The 18,263-nt window shown below is 55.3% G+C and carries 25 protein-coding genes; 18 read left to right on the top strand and 7 right to left on the bottom strand.

The genetic code is table 11. The features are described from left to right. Positions 1-250 precede the first annotated feature (250 nt). The 9 genes from QPM17_RS16185 to QPM17_RS16145 all read left to right on the top strand — a co-directional run bounded on the left by QPM17_RS16185 (position 251) and on the right by QPM17_RS16145 (position 6,113). Positions 251-598, top strand: a complete 348-nt coding sequence (locus QPM17_RS16185) for a hypothetical protein (RefSeq protein WP_285391939.1) — start codon at positions 251-253, stop codon at positions 596-598. 201 nt (positions 599-799) lie between these two features. Beyond that, positions 800-1,120 (top strand): hypothetical protein, encoded by a 321-nt coding sequence (locus QPM17_RS16180; protein WP_285391937.1) that lies wholly within the window; start codon positions 800-802, stop codon positions 1,118-1,120. Between the two features lies 1 nt (position 1,121). Next, positions 1,122-1,619: a hypothetical protein gene (locus QPM17_RS16175; protein WP_285391935.1), complete on the top strand. Its 498-nt coding sequence runs from the start codon at positions 1,122-1,124 to the stop codon at positions 1,617-1,619. Between the two features lie 116 nt (positions 1,620-1,735). After that, complete coding sequence (locus QPM17_RS16170; protein ID WP_285391933.1) at positions 1,736-2,002, top strand: DksA/TraR family C4-type zinc finger protein; 267 nt, start codon at positions 1,736-1,738, stop codon at positions 2,000-2,002. A gap of 98 nt (positions 2,003-2,100) precedes the next feature. Beyond that, the gene (locus QPM17_RS16165; RefSeq protein WP_285391931.1) at positions 2,101-2,667 is read left to right on the top strand and encodes a hypothetical protein; all 567 of its coding nucleotides are present in this window, start codon (positions 2,101-2,103) and stop codon (positions 2,665-2,667) included. 89 nt (positions 2,668-2,756) lie between these two features. Next, positions 2,757-3,236: an acyl-CoA thioesterase gene (locus tag QPM17_RS16160; protein WP_285391929.1), complete on the top strand. Its 480-nt coding sequence runs from the start codon at positions 2,757-2,759 to the stop codon at positions 3,234-3,236. A 96-nt stretch (positions 3,237-3,332) separates the two neighbouring features. Continuing rightward, the gene (locus QPM17_RS16155) at positions 3,333-3,872 is read left to right on the top strand and encodes a CPBP family glutamic-type intramembrane protease (protein WP_285391927.1); all 540 of its coding nucleotides are present in this window, start codon (positions 3,333-3,335) and stop codon (positions 3,870-3,872) included. A 5-nt stretch (positions 3,873-3,877) separates the two neighbouring features. Beyond that, positions 3,878-5,092, top strand: coding sequence for a serine hydrolase domain-containing protein (locus QPM17_RS16150; protein WP_285391925.1), 1,215 nt, complete (start codon positions 3,878-3,880; stop codon positions 5,090-5,092). 166 nt (positions 5,093-5,258) lie between these two features. Further along, positions 5,259-6,113 (top strand): GGDEF domain-containing protein, encoded by an 855-nt coding sequence (locus QPM17_RS16145; RefSeq protein WP_285391923.1) that lies wholly within the window; start codon positions 5,259-5,261, stop codon positions 6,111-6,113. 134 nt (positions 6,114-6,247) lie between these two features. On the opposite strand, the gene QPM17_RS16140 is transcribed toward QPM17_RS16145, so the two are convergent. Then, positions 6,248-6,577: a thioredoxin family protein gene (locus QPM17_RS16140; protein ID WP_285391921.1), complete on the bottom strand. Its 330-nt coding sequence runs from the start codon at positions 6,575-6,577 to the stop codon at positions 6,248-6,250. A gap of 109 nt (positions 6,578-6,686) precedes the next feature. Here QPM17_RS16140 and QPM17_RS16135 point away from each other — a divergent pair, with 109 nt between their 5' ends. From QPM17_RS16135 to QPM17_RS16105, 7 genes are all read left to right on the top strand, one after another. Continuing rightward, positions 6,687-6,953: a DksA/TraR family C4-type zinc finger protein gene (locus QPM17_RS16135; protein ID WP_285391919.1), complete on the top strand. Its 267-nt coding sequence runs from the start codon at positions 6,687-6,689 to the stop codon at positions 6,951-6,953. A 130-nt stretch (positions 6,954-7,083) separates the two neighbouring features. Next, entirely contained in the window at positions 7,084-7,530 is a 447-nt protein-coding gene (locus QPM17_RS16130; protein ID WP_285391916.1) for a phosphate-starvation-inducible protein PsiE, read from the top strand. Positions 7,531-7,554: 24 nt separating this feature from the next. Continuing rightward, the gene (locus tag QPM17_RS16125; protein ID WP_285391914.1) at positions 7,555-7,776 is read left to right on the top strand and encodes a hypothetical protein; all 222 of its coding nucleotides are present in this window, start codon (positions 7,555-7,557) and stop codon (positions 7,774-7,776) included. Between the two features lie 66 nt (positions 7,777-7,842). Next, positions 7,843-7,971, top strand: a complete 129-nt coding sequence (locus QPM17_RS16120; RefSeq protein WP_285391912.1) for a DUF2798 domain-containing protein — start codon at positions 7,843-7,845, stop codon at positions 7,969-7,971. A gap of 5 nt (positions 7,972-7,976) precedes the next feature. Further along, positions 7,977-8,432 (top strand): methyltransferase family protein, encoded by a 456-nt coding sequence (locus QPM17_RS16115; protein ID WP_285391910.1) that lies wholly within the window; start codon positions 7,977-7,979, stop codon positions 8,430-8,432. A gap of 37 nt (positions 8,433-8,469) precedes the next feature. Then, complete coding sequence (locus QPM17_RS16110) at positions 8,470-9,468, top strand: Gfo/Idh/MocA family protein (RefSeq protein ID WP_285391905.1); 999 nt, start codon at positions 8,470-8,472, stop codon at positions 9,466-9,468. A gap of 102 nt (positions 9,469-9,570) precedes the next feature. Then, on the top strand, positions 9,571-10,899 hold the full coding sequence (locus QPM17_RS16105) for a sensor domain-containing diguanylate cyclase (RefSeq protein WP_285391903.1): 1,329 nt from the start codon (positions 9,571-9,573) through the stop codon (positions 10,897-10,899). Positions 10,900-10,988: 89 nt separating this feature from the next. On the opposite strand, the gene QPM17_RS16100 is transcribed toward QPM17_RS16105, so the two are convergent. Together QPM17_RS16100 and QPM17_RS16095 are read right to left on the bottom strand one after the other, a co-directional pair. Next, positions 10,989-11,777, bottom strand: a complete 789-nt coding sequence (locus QPM17_RS16100) for a Crp/Fnr family transcriptional regulator (protein ID WP_285391901.1) — start codon at positions 11,775-11,777, stop codon at positions 10,989-10,991. Positions 11,778-12,106: 329 nt separating this feature from the next. After that, complete coding sequence (locus tag QPM17_RS16095) at positions 12,107-12,484, bottom strand: hypothetical protein (protein WP_285391899.1); 378 nt, start codon at positions 12,482-12,484, stop codon at positions 12,107-12,109. A 194-nt stretch (positions 12,485-12,678) separates the two neighbouring features. Here QPM17_RS16095 and QPM17_RS16090 point away from each other — a divergent pair, with 194 nt between their 5' ends. Beyond that, the gene (locus tag QPM17_RS16090) at positions 12,679-13,071 is read left to right on the top strand and encodes a hypothetical protein (protein WP_285391897.1); all 393 of its coding nucleotides are present in this window, start codon (positions 12,679-12,681) and stop codon (positions 13,069-13,071) included. A gap of 5 nt (positions 13,072-13,076) precedes the next feature. On the opposite strand, the gene QPM17_RS16085 is transcribed toward QPM17_RS16090, so the two are convergent. After that, positions 13,077-13,328, bottom strand: coding sequence for a hypothetical protein (locus tag QPM17_RS16085; protein WP_285391895.1), 252 nt, complete (start codon positions 13,326-13,328; stop codon positions 13,077-13,079). A gap of 117 nt (positions 13,329-13,445) precedes the next feature. Here QPM17_RS16085 and QPM17_RS16080 point away from each other — a divergent pair, with 117 nt between their 5' ends. Further along, the gene (locus QPM17_RS16080; protein ID WP_285391893.1) at positions 13,446-14,411 is read left to right on the top strand and encodes a LysR family transcriptional regulator; all 966 of its coding nucleotides are present in this window, start codon (positions 13,446-13,448) and stop codon (positions 14,409-14,411) included. On the opposite strand, the gene QPM17_RS16075 is transcribed toward QPM17_RS16080, so the two are convergent. From QPM17_RS16075 to QPM17_RS16065, 3 genes are all read right to left on the bottom strand, one after another. Beyond that, positions 14,408-14,569: a CCGSCS motif protein gene (locus QPM17_RS16075; protein WP_285391891.1), complete on the bottom strand. Its 162-nt coding sequence runs from the start codon at positions 14,567-14,569 to the stop codon at positions 14,408-14,410. The genes QPM17_RS16080 and QPM17_RS16075 overlap by 4 nt on opposite strands. 105 nt (positions 14,570-14,674) lie before the next feature. Then, positions 14,675-17,518, bottom strand: a complete 2,844-nt coding sequence (locus tag QPM17_RS16070; RefSeq protein WP_285391889.1) for an AMP-binding protein — start codon at positions 17,516-17,518, stop codon at positions 14,675-14,677. A gap of 20 nt (positions 17,519-17,538) precedes the next feature. Beyond that, positions 17,539-18,201 (bottom strand): TIGR02117 family protein, encoded by a 663-nt coding sequence (locus QPM17_RS16065; RefSeq protein ID WP_285391887.1) that lies wholly within the window; start codon positions 18,199-18,201, stop codon positions 17,539-17,541. Positions 18,202-18,263: the final 62 nt, after the last annotated feature.

The raw sequence follows: 18,263 nt of genomic DNA, 5'->3' as shown, positions 1-18,263 counted from the left end.
CTCCGGTGGGTGATGCGTTAAGAAAAAAGGTGTTCACGTTCAGCCAGAATGGGCGTTCACGTTCGCCGGAATATGCAAAGAAAGCTTGCCACCGGATGAAGGTGAGCCACTCGTCCTAAAAGCGGACAGAGGCACTGTTACGTTTGTCTCGGGTACTGGGAATATTTTCCGGAAATGTAAGCTCACAGTCAGGCTATCCGTCTCTAATAATGCCGACAAAGCCCTTGCTCTTGACAAGATAGCAATCAGTTTGAACAAGGGTTCTTCTTGGGTAAAACTGAAAGGCCGACCAAAGCTGATTTGGGGTTCAGGAGAGTCAGTAGGGTCTTGCGCAGAAATTGGCCCAAAGGAATCCAAAATTCTAGATGTTCACCTTGAAGGTGAGGGCGATATCGAGGACCGAGTAAAGTTGGCCAAAGCGCTGCGTGAGTCTCCGATTCTAGGCGCTTCATTGACTGCTGAATACTTTTTGGAAGGAGAGCGGTCGGCTATAGCGGTCGATTTTGAGTACGATGCAGAAAAGCTCATTGAACGCATGCGGAGTAGCTGGAGCCGAAGCAGTTTACGGGATGCCATTAAAGAGCTTGATCAATCGTAATGGATTTTGACTAGCGACCAGACAACTTGGGACACTGGGACAGATCTATTTTGCAATGCATTGCAGCTTCGCCTCCATTCTTACGCCACCCATGCTACGGGCGCTGAGCTCTCAGATCGACTGGTGCCGGTAACCATCATTTGCTAACGTGCAAAATGTCCAGGAGGACATTACCTGTCAATCCACAAAAGGAATTGGATCATGGATCACAGTGACCGTGAGCACGTCTCTGCTGCCATCAACTTTTTCTGGGGCGATGGCACTGCCTCACCTGAATCCGTCAATGAGCGATCCGCTGAGGTCGTCTATACCGCAGTGATCGAGTCTCAATCGTGCTCAGCTTCCATGGACCTGGTTCCCAGGCCGAGCGGCGGCAAGCCAGGACTTTCCTATATCGTGAAGCAAGTGGCTGGCATCGGTAAGAACATTGCTGCCGGTAACAGCCAGACTTACTACATTTGCAAGCTGCAAGTGAGCCAGAACTTCCGCTCTGAAATCCACATGGCACTAAAGGGAATTTGATATGTTCAAGATTGGATTGGTAGCGGTTGCTTTGAGTCTGTCTTTCGGAGTTCAGGCTGGTGATCACGTCGAACTCGTTTATTCCGGCTTGAGATTCAATATTCCGACAGGCTTCACCGTTGTTGGTGACATTGGCGACAGTCAGAACATGCTGATATTTCGGTATGGTGATGAACCCGGTAAACAATTTCTGGCGTTCGCAGACATGACTGACGATCAAACGGTGGCTTACGGCTGCCCTTCAGGCACATTCTTTGAGGCGGTTTTTTTTGAGGCAGCTGCAGCTGAGTGTGATCAGACGTTGATCCAAGCCATGCAGGAGAACTTTGTCATTGGCCGAGACGTGGCTACCTGGTCGCAGGATACCTATTCCCTCGCCTACTCCGACCACGGGAACAAGGCCTTCCTTTTTGTTATTGGCGAAGATGCAAAGCTGCTCAGGATTGACTCCGACTTCCTTGATGGCGAATCACTCAAACGCATCGTTGAAGACATTTAACGATCGTGATATTTCCTCGGCAAGTAGAAGGCAAGGTTTGAGAGCTAGGGCCCAAAGGGTACCTTTTAAGGAAATCAGTCATCCAGGCATCTGTTCGTCAACTATCGGAGAGCGCTATGGCAGGTGGATGGTCACGTGATGGTGCGGTTCAGGATCAGATTGACGCAAGCGTTGAGGATGAAGTTCAGCGAGCCCGCAGTGAGCTGAACCGGGGCGAGAGCGCCAAGGAATGTGAGGAGTGTGGCCGCCCTATTCCCGAAGCCCGCCGCAACGCGATTCCGGGCGTTCGGCTTTGCGTCGAATGCCAGGCCGTACTGGAAAAACAAAAAACCCAATCAGGCGGCATTAATCGCCGTGGCAGCAAGGACAGCCAACTGCGCTAGCCTGAATCCCGTGCGCCGCGTCTGGATATCGTCGGCTCGTTCTTGGTGGCAGAGATCTTGTGCTGGCGCTGTACCCCCACTCGAAGATTGGCGTTGAAATGAAGCAAGCCGTTCTTATACCACTGTTCCTGTTTTTAGCGGGCTGCGCCTCCACGGAAGTGACGGAAAACGACACTGGATTTGCGCAATCGCCCAATCTGGATGCGTTCGTCGGTTGTTACAGGAACTGCAGCAACCCATCGGACGGCTCAGCGCCCGTGTGTCTGACCTCCATCCTCTGGCCGGACGTGTTTACTTCGGAAGCAAGGCCGGAGGCGGTCAGCATTCAGAAAGGCGATGGCAACAGTTTGATCGCGTCTGCGATCTCAGAGGGTGCTGTACTCAAACTATCCAGATTCCGGGAAGGAGAAGATTTCGAGTTCAAGGCTGGTCTGCTTGAGCTGAAGCGAGAATACGTGGCCTCCGGTGCCGGGCAGCCTGGCAATCCCTTCATTGGTGTGGTGACCAGCAAGACGGTCCTAGGGCTGGATACCTCTGGCCATGGCCGCATCAACCAATCGACTGCCTTCGCCGGGACTGGCTTTTTGATCATACCCGTTGCCGGAAAAACATTGCATACACACAAGATTGAACGGGCACCAAGAGCTCTGTGCGGGAACATTTAGGCGTCGAGAAACCGGGAAGTTTAATGCATAGGGCCTGCCTGCCAGCACCCGTGCACCTATACTGGATAGCAAACCACCAGAGAAACGCCATGGAAAACAATTCAACAAGCCTGAGCATGACCGTTCTGATGACGCCGGACAAAGCCAATTTCTCCGGCAATGTGCACGGCGGCACCCTGCTGAAGTACCTGGACGAAGTCGCCTATGCCTGTGCCAGCCGTTACGCGGGGACGTATGTCGTTACCCTGTCCGTCGACCAGGTGATGTTCCTCCAACCCATCCACGTGGGCGAGCTGGTCACCTTCCTTGCCAGTGTGAACTTCACCGGCCGCACCTCAATGGAGATCGGCATCAAGGTGGTTGCCGAGAACATCCGCGACAAGTTGGTTCGCCATAGCAACAGCTGCTTTTTTACCATGGTGGCGGTTGATGACAACGGCAAAGCCGTTGCCGTGCCGCAGCTGGTTCCACGTACCGATGATCAGATCCGGCGATTTGCCAACGGGAAGGAACGCCGGGCAATTCGTGCCGAACTCGAGGAACGCTACAGGGCGCTACATAAAAAATGAGACCGGCGCCCGAGACGCGAACCAGCTTCTCAGGAAAGTCAGTGTTCGCCCTTTGAAAAACCCGGGACAGATATATTTTGCTGATTTCATAACCCTATGGTTTCAAGAAAGCTTGTAAAGTACCTCAGTAACAACGTTGGCCAGAGTTTTCTAGTCTCCCCGTTTCAGTCCCCGCTGAAGGCGTGGGCACTGGCGCCAGTGTTCGCAATCATAGCGGTGTCTGTCGGTTTCGGCGCCGGTTTGTTTCAATTGGGGTGGCTGGATTCGCCAATCACGCCCGTGCTACCCATCCTATTGTTTGTCTTCCCGTCGCTGCTCGAAGAGGCCTTCTTCCGGGGCGTACTGATACCGCGAAACATATTGGCGTCGGGGCACGCAAAGGCTGCCTGGAGTGTGGCAATCAGCACGTTGATATTCGTTGTGTGGCATCCGCTCAATGCGCTGGCGTTCAACCCCACGGCTATTTCTCTGTTCCTGAATCCATGGTTTCTGGTTATCGTAGGCGCTATGGGTGTCACCTGTGGCTACGCTTATGTGCTTTCCCGGTCTATCTGGGTTCCGGTAATTATTCACTGGGCTGCGGTAACGGTTTGGGTACTTTTTCTTGGTGGCAGAAATCTTGTACTGGAGTTGTAATCACTATGACGGAATCCAAACAGGTCACAGGCCTTTCGCCAGACCACCTTGCTCACATTGAAGACCATCTTGACCGCCGCTATATCCAGCCGGGGAAATTGCCCGGCACGCTGACTCTGGTCGCCCGGCGTGGGGAGATTGCCTATCTGAAAGCTCAGGGGCTGATGGATGTGGAGCGCAACAAGCCGGTCTGCCGGGATACGGTGTTCCGCATTTATTCCATGACCAAGCCGATTACGTCTATCGCCATGATGCAGCTCTATGAGCAGGGGCGGTTTTTGCTGGATGATCCCGTACACAAGTATATTCCGGCCTGGAAGAACCTGCGGGTTTACAAAAGTGGTGTCTATCCCAACTTCCTGACCACACCTGCAACCAGCACCATGACCATTCGCGACCTGTTTACCCATATGTCAGGCCTGACCTACGGGTTCATGAACCGCACCAACCTTGACGCCGCCTACCGGGAGCTGAAGCTGGATGGCAGCCGCAATATGACACTGGAAGCGTTGGTCGCTCATCTGGCAGAACTGCCGCTGGAGTTCTCACCGGGTACCGCCTGGAACTATTCGGTCAGCACGGATGTGCTGGGGCATCTGGTGCAGTTGCTGGCTGATAAGCCATTTGATGAGTATCTGCGCGAGCATATCTTTGAGCCATTGGCCATGCCCGACACCGGCTTCCACATTCGTGACGATCAGCTTGACCGTTTCGCCGCCTGCTATCAGTACGATCCTGTCGAACAGTTCAAGCTGCAGGACGATCCGCAGACGTCCCCTTTCCGGGACAAAAGTAGGTTTCTGTCTGGCGGCGGCGGGCTGGTTTCCACCATTGACGATTATTTCCACTTTGCCCAGGCACTCTGCCAGGGCGGCGAGTTTGGCGGGCGGCGAATTATTGGCCGAAAGACTCTGGAATTCATGCGTCGCAATCATCTGCCCGGCAATCAGGACCTGCCTGGCCTCTCTGTGGGCGCTTTCAGCGAAACACCGTATGCCGGGAGTGGCTTCGGTCTGGGCTTTTCGGTAAAGACTGACGTCGCCAAATCCCAGATCAACGGGTCGGTCGGCGAGTATGGTTGGGGTGGCCTGGCGAGTACCAACTTTTTTATCGACCCTGTGGAGGAACTGGTGATGGTCTTCATGACGCAACTGATACCCTCGTCGACCTACCCGATCCGCCAGGAATTGCGGGCTATTGTTAATGGGGCGTTGGTTTAGAGGTTCCCAGCACGATGTGGTTACTGTAGGTACGATATAAAAACTCATTCAAAGGACGTCTGACTCCCGACCATCGGCAATACGGCGGTGCAGGCAGTTTTTCGACAACCTGTTGGATCGGCTGGGTTATACTTGGCCTATATGAACCACCATATCCGCCTGAACTATGCCCGTTGACCTGAACGCGCTTTATCCCAAGCTGACCAATTTGTTGCTGGACGCTGTCTTCGTGGTCGATCAGGACGACCAGATCGTCTTTGTGAGCGATGCGTGTGAGGCACTGCTCGGGTATCGTGCCGATGAGCTGGTGGGCACGCCGATCACCGACTATGTGCATCCCGATGATCTTGCGGACACACGAGCGTCCATTGTTCGAGTTATGGAGGGCCAGCCCCACAATGACTTCTGTAACCGTTATATCCACAGAGATGGCACTATTGTATACGTCCTCTGGTCTGCCCGTTTATCCGAAGAGGATGGCGTGCGGATCGGTGTAGCGCGGGATGTGACGGCCCTGAGGCAGGCCGAGGAGAAACTGCGTTTCCTCGCCCATCACGACCCATTAACAGGGCTTACCAACCGATCATTGTTCCATGATCGACTCGAGTCGGCCATGCGCGCAGCCCATCGTCACCAGAGCAGCCTGGCTTTGCTGTTTCTGGATCTCAATGACTTCAAGCACATCAATGATACCCATGGACATGCCATGGGTGATCGGGTGCTCTGCATGATTGCCGGCCGGCTGGAAGGCTGCGTTCGAGAAACGGACACGGTGGCCCGGATGGGTGGCGACGAATTCACTGTGCTGTTGACGGACATACAGTCGGCGGAAGCCGTTTCCAAAAAGGTCGAGGAAATCATCGCAGCCCTGACCGCGCCCCTTGGTGCCGAATTCGGCAATATCAAAACGCCGTCCTGCAGTATCGGAGTGGCCTGTTATCCAACGGACGGGGAGGACGCCGACACCCTGTTGAACCATGCTGATGACAACATGTACCGGCTGAAACGGCGACGTACGTAATCCTGGCTAACGAGCTGCACCGGCTCGAGGCCTTTGAAATGGCCTCCGTTTGAGGCTGGGGTGTGTCGTGCGTATCGGGGGAAGTCCAGAATATTCCTTTATCCACCATCAATAAAGGCCCTATCGACTAGTCGTCAGTGATTCTGAATCTGCGCCAGTGCGGTTTCGATATCCTCGCAGTTATCAGGGCGTACCAGGCGGGTGATTTCCTGCCCATCCTTAAAGAAGACCAGGGCCGGCCACAACTTCACACGGAGCGTCCGGCCCAGCCGGCGCCCTTTTCCATCCTCTACCTTCACGTGTTCAACCCCGGGATAGTGCTCCATAGCGGCCCTGATGTGCGGCTGCGCTGCCTTGCAGAAGCCACACCAGTTTGTGCCGAACTCTATCATCAGGGGGCCCTTGCTATGGGCTACCTCCTCCGGAGTGATGGTTTCGGGTGTATATTGGCTATCAAACGGCATGATGTTTCCTCGTTAAGTTGCAGGCAGCGTTTGAGCATAAGAGCTCAAATGGTACCTTTTTATGAAACCAGTCATCCAGGCATCGGTTCGTCAAATATCGGAGGGCGCTATGGCAGGTGGATGGTCGCGTGATGGTGCGGTTCAGGACCAGATTGACGCAAGCGTTGAGGATGAGGTTCAGCGAGCCCGCAGTCAATTGAACCGGGGCGAGAGCGCCACGGAATGCGAGGAGTGTGGCCGCCCTATTCCGGAGGCCCGCCGCAAGGCGATTCCGGGTGTCCGGCTTTGCGTCGAGTGCCAATCCGCTTTCGAAAAACAGAAAACCCGATCGGGCGGCATCAATCGCCGTGGGAGCAAAGACAGCCAACTGCGTTAGCATGAAACCCGTGGCGACAGGCCAGGATGGACCCGTTTAATCCTGAAATATCCGTGCCGGGGCGGCATATCACGACTATAGTCATGACAAAGCCTCTAAATTCATTGATTTGACGCTAAAAGGTTCACTTATGCATGACTCAGGGCTCGATCGTGATCGGCCGATCCAGGATGAGAAGCCAATCAAACCTGATGCTGCCGGTATGAGCCACATGGAGGAGGCGATTGCGGAGAAAGGTTTCAGGGTCGTAGAAAAACTGCTGCTGATCCTGACCGCGCTACTTACAATTGTAGCCGCCGGCATGGAGATCATGGCGGTTTACCGAAGCGGAACGGTGGAACTGGCGGATATACTCCTGATGTTCCTCTACACCGAGGTGATTGCCATGGTCGCGGTTTTCTACACCGGCAAAGGGTCGCCCTTTATATACCCGATCTTCATTGCGATCACTGCTATTGCCCGTCTGATCGTCCTGCAGGGAAAGGACATGAACCCTGTGAACATTCTTTACGAGGCCGGCGCAGTTGTGCTGCTCGCCGGTGCCGCCATGTTTATACTTCGCATACCTAAACGCTGATATGTCAGGGAGATTGGCGTTGAAATGAAACAAGCCGTTCTAGTAGCACTGTTCCTGTTTGTTGCCGGCTGCGCCTCCACAGAGGCGGTTAACATTCAGAAAGGCGATGGCAGCAGTTTCATCGCCTCTGCGATCTCAGAGGGGGTTGTGCTCAAACAGTCCCGCTTCCAGGAAGGCGAACACTTCGAGTTCAGGGCCGGTCTGCTTGAGCTCAAGCGGGAAAACATCGAACACACAAAAAATTGAACGGGCACCAAGAGACCTGTGCGGGAGATGACGCCGGGCTCTGAAAATGTCCTGAAGAGATAGAGAATGATTGACCGCAAATATCACAGAATCGTATTTTCGTTTTTCATGTCGCTGCTGATGTCCTGCATCATGTCCCTGGTTATCAGTGTTTTTAACGTGGGTTGGGTCAGCAATACTAAGGAAGAGGCCTGAGTCCCATGCTTGAAAAACGGATCCCTCCCCTGCTTCTGGTGCTGATCATTGGCGCTGCGATGTGGGGCATTTCTGCTCCGACTTCACCTGTGCCGATGGACGACACCTTCCGCAGGGTTGCCGCTATCGTGATATTTGTTGTTGGCGCGCTGTTTCCCGTGTTGGGCGTGGTGGCCTTCCTGCGTGCCAGAACCACGGTCGACCCTCGCACGCCCGAGGCCAGCTCGGCGTTGGTCCGCTCGGGTATCTACCGGTATTCCCGCAACCCGATGTATGTAGGGTTCGCGCTCTGGTTGCTGGCCTGGAGTGTGTTTCTGGGGCCTGGCTGGGAGCTACTGGGGGTGGTGTTTTTTGTGCTGTACATGAATCACTTTCAGATTGTTCCTGAAGAACGGGCCCTGCGGGCGTTGTTCGGCGAAGAATTCCGGGCCTATGAACAGCAGGTTCGTCGCTGGCTTTAGGATATTGTAGGCAGCTCTTTTTTGACCGGAGACAATGATGGATTTCAGTTGGGGCCTTATCGGGCCAGGACGGATCGCAGAGAAGTTCGCTGACGCAATGAAAGCCGAAGGGGTCGGCACGCTCAAGGCTGTTGCAAGTCGTAACGCTGATCGTGCTTACGCGTTTGCCGACCGCCATCAGGTCGATACCGTCTACACCGATTACGCAAAGCTGTACCAGGATGACAGCCTGGATGCCATCTACATTGCCACCCCGCATAACTTCCACCTGGAACAGGCGCTGGCAGCGATAGCCTGTGGCAAGCACCTGTTGGTAGAAAAGCCTCTCACCGTCACCGCTGCCGATTCCGAGCGTCTCTTCGCGGCTGCCAGGGCCAGGGGTGTGTTCGTGATGGAAGCGATGTGGTCTCTGTTCCTGCCGGTTTATCAACAGGCCAACGCCTGGCTGGGCCAGGAAAGAATCGGTGAGGTCAGCGGTCTCCGCTCTTCCTTTGGCTTTGTGGTGCCACGCAATCCTCATGACCGTCTTCTGAACCCCGACCTGGCCGGGGGCGTTTTGCTGGATATGGGTATCTACACCGTCGCCACGTCGCAATGGTTCATGCAGGCTGAGCCCGAGGACATCGTTTCCCAGGTTCATATCGGACCAACCGGGGTTGATGAAACCTGTGCCATCCAGCTGCATTATCCCGGTGCCAGGGCCAGCCAGCTGCTGTGCAGCTTTGAAAACAGATACGACAACGAACTGACTCTGTTTGGCAACAAGGGGCGTTTGGTTATTCACAGCAATTTCTGGGAGTCGGAAACGATCAGCCTGGTGGGCTATGGCAACAGCGTTCAGACCGTGGACTGCCCGTTCGATGTTAACGGCTTTGAGTACCAGATCCGGCATGTGGTCAGATGCATCGCAGAGGGAAAGACGCAAAGCGATGTGATGCCCCATGAACGCACCCTTGCCAGCCAGCGGATTATGGATCAGGTACGCCGGGATGCGGGCTTGCTCAACAGCAGCGCAGCTTGTCCGATACGTTGCTGACGACGGCAATACTTGCGCTGTTCTTATCGCGCTTTTTACGGTTGCCCAACGGTCAAAGGTCGGCCATGCTTAAAAAAGGGTGGCAGCGGGGTAGTAAGTGAGATGAAAGAGATCAGTGTCAATCGCGACCCGGCTGAACTACGCAAGATGTTGGATTATCTCGGTGTCGCGGCTTTCGTGATTGATGTGGTCTCCGCCGATGAGTTCCTTCTGGCCGCGAACAATGCCCGTCACGAACAGCTTACCGGAATGAGGCTGGACGAGGTTGCCGGGCGCAGTGTGGACGAGCTGCTTACTCCCGAAATGGTAGCCAGGGTTAAGGCCAACTACCGTCGTTGTGTTGAGGAGAAGACCGCCACTGATTACCAGGAAACGCTTGATTTACCGATCGGGGAGACTTTCTGGCAGACCACCCTCGTTCCCTTTTTTGATGAGACTGGCCGAGTTAACCGGTTGCTGGGTACGGCCTACGAAATCAGTAACCAGGTGCATCTTGAACTCGAGGCACGCTATCAATCCACCGTGATGAGCGCCTATCTGGATGAGTCGACTGACGGCATCCTGGTGGTGGATGCAAACAACCAGATCAAGACATGGAACCGACGCTTTCTGGAGATATGGGATATCCCTGAGGAAGTAATGGTTACGCGGGACGGAGAGGCGGCGTTGCAGTCAGTCGCTGAACAGCTCGATGATCCCGTAAGCTTTGTGCAGCGTGTCAGAGAGCTGTATTGCTCTCTGGACGAAGAGGAGCATGGAGTCCATATCCAGATGAAGGATGGCCGGGTACTGGAGCGCTATTCAAGGGGCCTGCATGGGTGCCACGGAGACTATTGGGGGCGTATCTGGTTCTACCGTGACGTCACTGAACTGCAGCGCATGACCGAAGAGCTGCTACACATGTCACAAACCGATCCACTCACCGGAATTGCCAACCGACGGACACTGATGGGGACCCTTGAGGAAGAATATAGGCGCGCGAAGCGTTATGGCCATCACCTCAGCGTACTGATGCTTGACCTGGATCACTTCAAACAGATCAACGACCGTTACGGTCACGCCACCGGAGACATTGTACTTAAGGAGTTTGTCGGGGTCGTGTTGCCCGAAATTCGTGTCAACGACTGTTTTGCACGTATGGGGGGCGAAGAGTTCGCCATATTGCTACCGGAAACCAGTCTGGGCTCGGCTTGCCGGTTCGCCGAGCGGCTGTGTCGAGCCGTTGAAGACCTGACAATTGACAGCCCGCAAGGTGAGATCGACATTACGGTGAGTATCGGCGTGGCGGTGCTGGGCGATGATGACGAGAACCCGGAAAACCTCATCAATCGCGCGGATCGGTGCCTTTATGCCGCAAAATCTGAAGGCCGCAACCGCGTTCGCCCGAGGAACGACACAGACAATTGTGAAGACAGAATGCCAGGGCTGTAGCCGGTAGGAGAAAACACCCGCCATTCTCTGCTTGACGTTCAACTCTATGCAGATGGCTCAGGGCAATGGCTTGGTGTTTAAATTCGGAGTTATAGTTTCTTCATCAGGTCATGGGCACTCCCCTGGCCCATCGTGCCTCTTTTTAGAAGTGCCCACAGTACCGGGTTAGAGTCCAGAGATTTGGCAAAAGCAGGAGCATGCAAAGGGCTGACAAGTGAGTTAGACCGCAACTGTAAATCGGGAACCGATGAGGTTTCGACTGTTGCGACCCGTTCTCGAAGAACGTCGAGTTGAAGCAAGTTGATCGTTCTGTTTCTGACAGTCAGGTCACCCGCGCGCTGCAATCGATGCAGAACTCTGCTGACAGTTTCCAATGCTAACCCCAGATAGTTTGCAATGTCTTGCCGGGACATTGGTAGGTGAAATTCGCCGTTGTGCGGAGATCGAAGCCTCTGGCGCTCTGACAGTTCCATTAAGAAGCTTATAACCCGTTCCTCTGCTGATGTGTAGCTTAACCATCGAGTGAGGACCTCCATGCTGTGCAACTCTTGTAGAATACTCCTCAACAGCCATTCCTGGAGCATCGGAACCTCGTTTGCAAACTCATAGAGTTTTTTGTAGTTGATCTTGCACAGCGTCGACCGTTCCAGCGCAATAGCCGAGCACGTATTCCGGCCTTCAAGGATGCCCTCAAAACCAAACACTTCCCCGGGCAAAAAGAAGCGCATGATTTTCTCATCCCCTCGGTTATTCAAGTAAACGGTTTTTACAGCACCAGCCTTGACAATATAACAGTGGGTAAACAGAGAATTTTGCGCGATTATCGTGGCATTTTTCTTGGCGACGATCTGGTGTTTAATTTGCTGATCTATATGCAACAATTGCGGTCGAGTGCAGCTACTACCCAGGCATAAATGCCGGATCCGACAATGGTTGCACGATCGTGCATCGTGCTCCCCCAGCCAGGGATAGACGCGACTGTTCAATTCGTCACTTTTAGTGCGTTCGGCTTACGGATATGGCGAAACATATCTGTTAATCCTTCCACTGACTGTAAGTTGCGTGGATTTGCGAAGTCCTGTTTGGGCAACTCCGTGATGCGCGTGACTAACTATTCACCAGCAATCGTGTCAGAAGTATGACTGAGACCAAGTTTTGGTCAAGCCAGGTCAGGTTTATCCATTACGCTCCCGCTGTCGCTACCCTTTCAGTAATAAGAGCGATTGAAAACCCGACAGACATGTTGGGCGACTTCGCTGTTGGTCATACAGCCAACAGGCATGCATTCCCGCAGTTTAATCGCCGAGCGCTGCAGCATGAGGAAGCTAATGAACTGTCTCTTCGCTTCGCCAGGTCCGATAAGCACAAGTTCATCAGCCGCTTTGATGCGTCGCAAAATTTTATCGAAATACCGATTTATTTCGACATCGTGACGAGCGTGAGGGGCCATTCGCCGCGGCCTCTCTAAGGTTTCAGACACTGACTCTTCATTTGACTCGATAATAGACATATCCAGGTTCTCACTTCCCAGGATGACCGTGACAGCCTTCCGATGATCCATCCAGATGCCAGCCAGGATACTCATATACCCACCCTTCTCTAATCACAATGCGTTCGCTGCCAAGTCATTTTCCCCCGGGACTGAGATGTGAGTTTGATTCAGCTCAAACTTTGAAGAGTTCAACGAAGCAGGCGCAGGTACAGAATACCTGGTCCGCGCAATGGCAGCGTAAATCCCTTACCATACAACCTCTTTTCGACCAACTCGGACTCCTCCTGATGATCAAGTCCATTGCCCTGGCGGCACTGCTTGTCGTGCTATTGGCATTTCTAGGGTTTCAGTACTACATAACAGCTGTGCCCAATCTTGCAGAACCTGTTTCCATCGAGGAAACCCGGTTCATAGAACGGGACAATTCCCTGTTGGTGACGCTGAGAGACAGCGAGGGCGATCGCTTCACTGTGGGCCTGCGCGGAGACATCGACAGGGATCCGGAAGAGACCGCCCTCTTCTTTATCAGGAATCCGGATCTGGTGCCCTATGTGTATTGGCCAGGCCTTCGCAGCAACGATGAGAAACGGGTTCTGGAGCTGCTTGAAGACGTAGTGGAGAACCAGACGCAGGACCGGGCGGCATATCAGATCTATACGGTTCTGAAAAACCGGAACTGACACCCTCATTGCCGTGCAGAATGCCCTCGCCGTAATTGCCCCAGGCGGCGTATCATTCCACGGACAAACTCCCGCCGGGCCCGACGCTGGTCGCGCTTTACCTGCTCAATATCAATGCCGCCCAGGCCATCCCGATACCTCGGCGGGATGCTTCCCTCGAATGAGTCGTCGACCCTGCGGCCTGGCGCATCATCCTTCTCGCGGAAGGCTAAGGGATTGCCATTGTGAAAGTACTTCATCTCTTCTGAAATCAACATGTCTCTGACCTCCCTGGCACCTCATCTGGTGGTGAGGCGCGTTGGTTATCTCTGAGTTCAGGACCATGCTAATATTGTTCTGAATTGCAAACTATTCCCTAAAAGCGAGTACAGACTTTGCAAAAACGGACAGGCAAGCAACTCAAAAAATCCCCTGCCACTGCCCGGAAAGCCCGGAGTCATCTGGCGTGGAGTGACTTTGAGACGGTGCTTGCGGTGGCTAATGCGGGCTCTCTTTCGGGAGCGTCCCGTGCGCTGGGTGTAAGCCACGCTACGGTTTTCCGGAGACTGGGTGATATTGAGCAGCGCCTGGGAGTGGCACTATTTGAGAGAAGCCGCACCGGTTACCGGCCAACGCTTGCGGGGGAGGAGCTTGCCGACACTGGCAGGGTTATGGACGAGGCCGCCCTGGCCGCCGAACGTAAAGTGGCGGGGCGTGACCTGCAGCCCAGCGGAGAGATCTGGACCACCACAACAGACTCGCTGCTGATGGGGCTGCTGGCCCCCCTGTTCACACAGTTCCGGGACAGATATCCAGGCATCGTGCTGGACGTTGCTGTATCCAACCAGTTGTTCAACCTCACGCGGAGGGAGGCGGACGTTGCCATTCGCCCGTCAAATCGCCCTCCGGAGAACCTGATTGGCCGGCCGCTGACCACCATTGGCCAGGCTGTTTACGGGCACCGGAGTTTCGGCTTGACCCCGGGTGCACCCATCGAGACCCTTGCCAGCCAGCCCTGGATTGGTGCCGGGCCACGACTACAGGATTCGGCACTGGACCAGTGGATGGACAATAACTCCCTGAAGGAAGCCTGTGTTTACCGTGTTGATACCCTGGTCAGTATTCTCAGCGCTATTCGTTCTGGCATGGGGCTGGCCGTGCTGCCCTGTTATCTGGCAGACGGGGATCCTGATGTTATCCAGCTCACCGACCCCATTCCCGAACTGGAATATGGCCTGTGGTTTCTGATGCACCCCGACCTGCGGGGCGTGGTAAGGATTCATGCCCTGATGGACTTTCTCACGGAGGCCATCCGGGCCCAGCAACAACGCCTGGCCGGAAGTCTCCATCCGCCTGGTTAAGAGCAGGAACCGCAGCAGAAATCCTCGCCGTGCTTACCCTTGCTCTGGGCTTCATCCTGGCTGGTCTCGGTGCTCTCGTTAGAGTCTGCTGCTTGCGCCCCGGTGGACTCGGTTTCTGTGTCTTCTTTCTTGAAGATGTGCAGGTAGGACAGTGTCATTGGAGTTCCTCTACGGCTACTATTAAGATTCATGTTACATGAATCTTATTGCGCAATGCGGATCCGGTCAAGCTCTATTGGTCAGCAACCAACAATCCGAAGGGCCTAACCAAATAACCGGTCCGGCTCGCCGCTTGTTTCAAGTATCGTATTCCGTGCACGATCCCGCAGCTGCACCGCCGATTTCCAGTCATCGCCTTTGGGCTCGATTGGTTCACCAACAACCACGTTCACCGGCCCGGGCCTCGGATTCCAGCGGTCGGCGGGCAGCTTGCGCCGGGTGCCTGTCATGGTAATGGGTATGACTGACTGTTTCAGCACGGCGGCCGTCATGAAGGCACCCATCTGAAAGGGGCGAAGGCCCGGCGCGGCATCGAAACTTCCCTCCGGGAAAAAGACGAGGCGGCGTCCCCCGGCACTCTCGGCAATCCGCTTTGAATCCCCCACACTGTGCTGTGCGTCGGCGCGCTCCACGGGTTCAACCTCCAGGCGCGTCAGAAAGCGCTTGAGGCCGCGAACTTTCATCAGCTCTGCTTTGGCAATGAAGCTCACCGGCACGGGAATCAGTGCCGCCAGCACCAGAGCATCCAGGTAACTGGCGTGGTTGGAAACAATGATACTGCCCTGCGGGAGTTCCTTGAGCCGCTCGGCGTGCTCCACCTTGAGCCGGGTTCCGGTGAGCAGGCCTAACAACCTGCCTCCCCGGTGGACAACCTGCCAACGCAGTGGGAGGCCAGGCAGGATATTGACCAGAGTCCACACCGGTACAGAAACCAGCCCCATCGCCGCCCAGGCCCAGGCTGAGTAGAGCCAGCGGGCCGCGCTTCTCAGGCTGCGCTGGGCCTGCTGGCGCCAGGTGCCACGTGCCAGCCTGGCCACCTGCCGCCACACGGGCTCTCTTTTGCGCTCAAGTTCACCCCGCTCATACCGGAGCCGGCAGTCGTTGCGCCGCAGTTTGCCACTGGACGTCTTTGGTACTGTGTGGGGGCGAACCATGAGCACCTCATCCACCTCAATATCCAGGGCTTTCATGGCAATCCGGTGGATTTTTTCTTTGGCCTCGGCCAGTTTTTTCTCGTCCTTTTCCGTGGTCTCGGCGACCACGATCAGTCTTTCCCCTTCACTTTCTCCCATGCCCGATGCAAACGCCGCAACGCAGCCCGCCCGAACCAGGTCAAGTTCGCCTACGGCCTCTTCGATTTCGCCGGGATAGATATTGCGGCCAGCCCGGACAATCAGGTCCTTGTTGCGGCCGCTCAGATAGAGTTCCTGGTCGGCAATGTAGCCCCTGTCACCCGTGTTAAGCCATTGTCCGTCAAAGAGTGCTTCGGTCTTCTCTTCGTTCCGGTAATACCCCCTGGTGGCCGAGGGGCCGGTGAACTGCAGGTTGCCTTCCTGGCGTTCGCCCAGCTCGTTGCCGTCGTCATCCACAATGCGGATGTCGTGGTTCGGAATGACCTTGCCGCAGGAGACGAATCTGAGGGCGGAGTCGTCGTCCGGGGGAGCGGGTTTTGCCTCCCCGTGTTTCTGGAATCTCTCCCGGTCCACGTAGTCGATGACCGGCTCCCGGGGCTCTTCGGGAAAGGTCAGCGCCACGCAGTTTTCCGCCAGCCCGTAAACAGGGGCCATGGCTTCGGGCCGGAAGCCCCACTTGCTGAAGCGTTCGACAAAGCGCACCACCGTATCCGGGCTGACCGCCTCGGCACCGTTGAAGGCAACCCGCCAGGAGCTGAGATCGAGCCCTTCCATGTCTTCATCACTGATTCGTTTCAGGCAGAGCTCGTAACCAAAGTTCGGCGACGGCGAGAGCGTGCCACCAAACCGGTCAATGGCCCAGAGCCAGTACTGTGGTCTGGTGAGAAAAAGCAGTGGCGACATGATGACCAGATGCATGCCATACCAGAGGCTGGAGAGACAGGTGCCGATCAGGCCCATGTCGTGATAGAGCGGCAGCCAGCTTACGAACACATCGTCCTGGTCCACGTGCAGCACCTGGTTTCCGGCGTCTATATTGGCGAAAAGATTGGCATGGCTGAGGCTGACACCCTTGGGGTCCCCGGTGCTACCCGAGGTGAACTGCAGAAAGGCAATGTCGTCGCCCTTGGTCCCCGCCGCCGGCCGGTACAGGGGTTTCGCCCAGACTTCATCCAGCGTCAGTACATGTTCAAGGGACGGCACCATGCCTTTGACCACGGCGGCGAGTTTTTTGGCCTCGGGCACGGTGATCATCACACGGGCTTTTGCATTGTTGAGAATCGAGGCCTGTCTTTTCAGGTGCTCTTCGATCTCTGAAGCGCGCATGGGCGGATACAGGGGTACAGGGATGGCGTTGGCGTAGAGGGCACCAAAAAAACCGTAGAAATAGTCGTGACCGGTGGGGAGCATGAGGGCGATGGTGTCCCGCTCCTCAATGTCGTGCTGGAACAGACCATTGGCGACTCTCAGAGCGCCTTTGTGAAGATCCCCGAAAGTCAGGGATCTGACATCGTCGTAGCTCTTTATCCAGTGCAGGTAGGTGCGATCAGGGTGCTCACGTGCGTGCCAGCTGAGCGTTTCCTGCAGGGTTTCAAAATCGGGAACGGAGAAGTGCTCGCGGTTTTCTTCCCCGGCATCGAGAGCGGCGTTGGTCTCTTCGTCTTCCGCCCTGCTTTTTTCGGACTTCTCCGCTGGCGTCGCGCCCTTCAGGCGCATGACCTCATCAAGAATGTCACCGGGCGTGTCCGCATCGCTGAGGAGCTGCTCCGGCAGCTGAACCCCAAACTTGCGTTCCACCGTTACCAGCAGTTCAGCCCGGGTCAGGCTGTCCAGGCCCAGATCACTGTCGAGCCTGCTGGTCATGGTGACTTCGGGTTGCCGCTTCCGATGTTCCGGCATCGCCTCGGCCATGGTTTCCAACACGGCGTCTGCCATGTCTTTTTCCATGCTTCGTTGATTTCCCGGTTGAGCCATGGCCCCTCCAGATACAGGATTCACTCCCCCGTTACGGGGGCACAGTCATTACGGTTTTCTTCAACAAACTCCATGACACTATCGGCGGTCAGCTTGAACATGGGCGAGATATCCATCCCCGCGCTTTTCAACGCTTTGGCAGCCCATTTGTTACTGGTGTTCAGCAAATGGTACCGGCCCTGGCCACCATAGAACTGACTGTCACTATAGAGGCCATGCTTGAGTTCAACCAGGTTACTGGCACTATCACGGGCAAAGCTGTTGGACAGGTATCGCGCCAGGGAGTCGGTTTCTTCAGCGGTGAGACAGGTGTCAACAACGCGACTCACAGGGAAGTACCGGGCCGGGGAAACCGGCAGTGCCGCAACGTGGACCACCGCCCCCCGCGACCAGACGATGGCCTGGAGCGTTACACCCGCGGTAATCTCTTCGGCCTGATAGAACCCCTTATCGCCCCATCCAAGTTCGTAGTACTCAGCCCCGACAAAACGATCCTTGAGCTCCGGGATTACAGGATTGAGCTCTTCAGCAGCAATGGCAAGCCCCACATGCCAGCCATGGCTTACAACGTACAGCCGGCTCGTGCGAGGGCTGTCAGCGCCAACATCCGGCTCAACGACATGGGGTTTTGCAGAGCATCCGGAGATAACGAACAACATAAGAAGAAGGCCGGCTGCTTTCATTCTGATGCCCCTCTGAGTAAGACTGCATCAATCTACAGTAACAGACACGTTCAAGGGCTTTG

Source organism: Marinobacter azerbaijanicus, assembly GCF_030250645.1.
GTDB lineage: Bacteria > Pseudomonadota > Gammaproteobacteria > Pseudomonadales > Oleiphilaceae > Marinobacter > Marinobacter azerbaijanicus.
The sequence above is the reverse complement of the archived record's forward strand: the minus strand, read 5'-3'. Positions and strand labels throughout refer to the sequence as shown.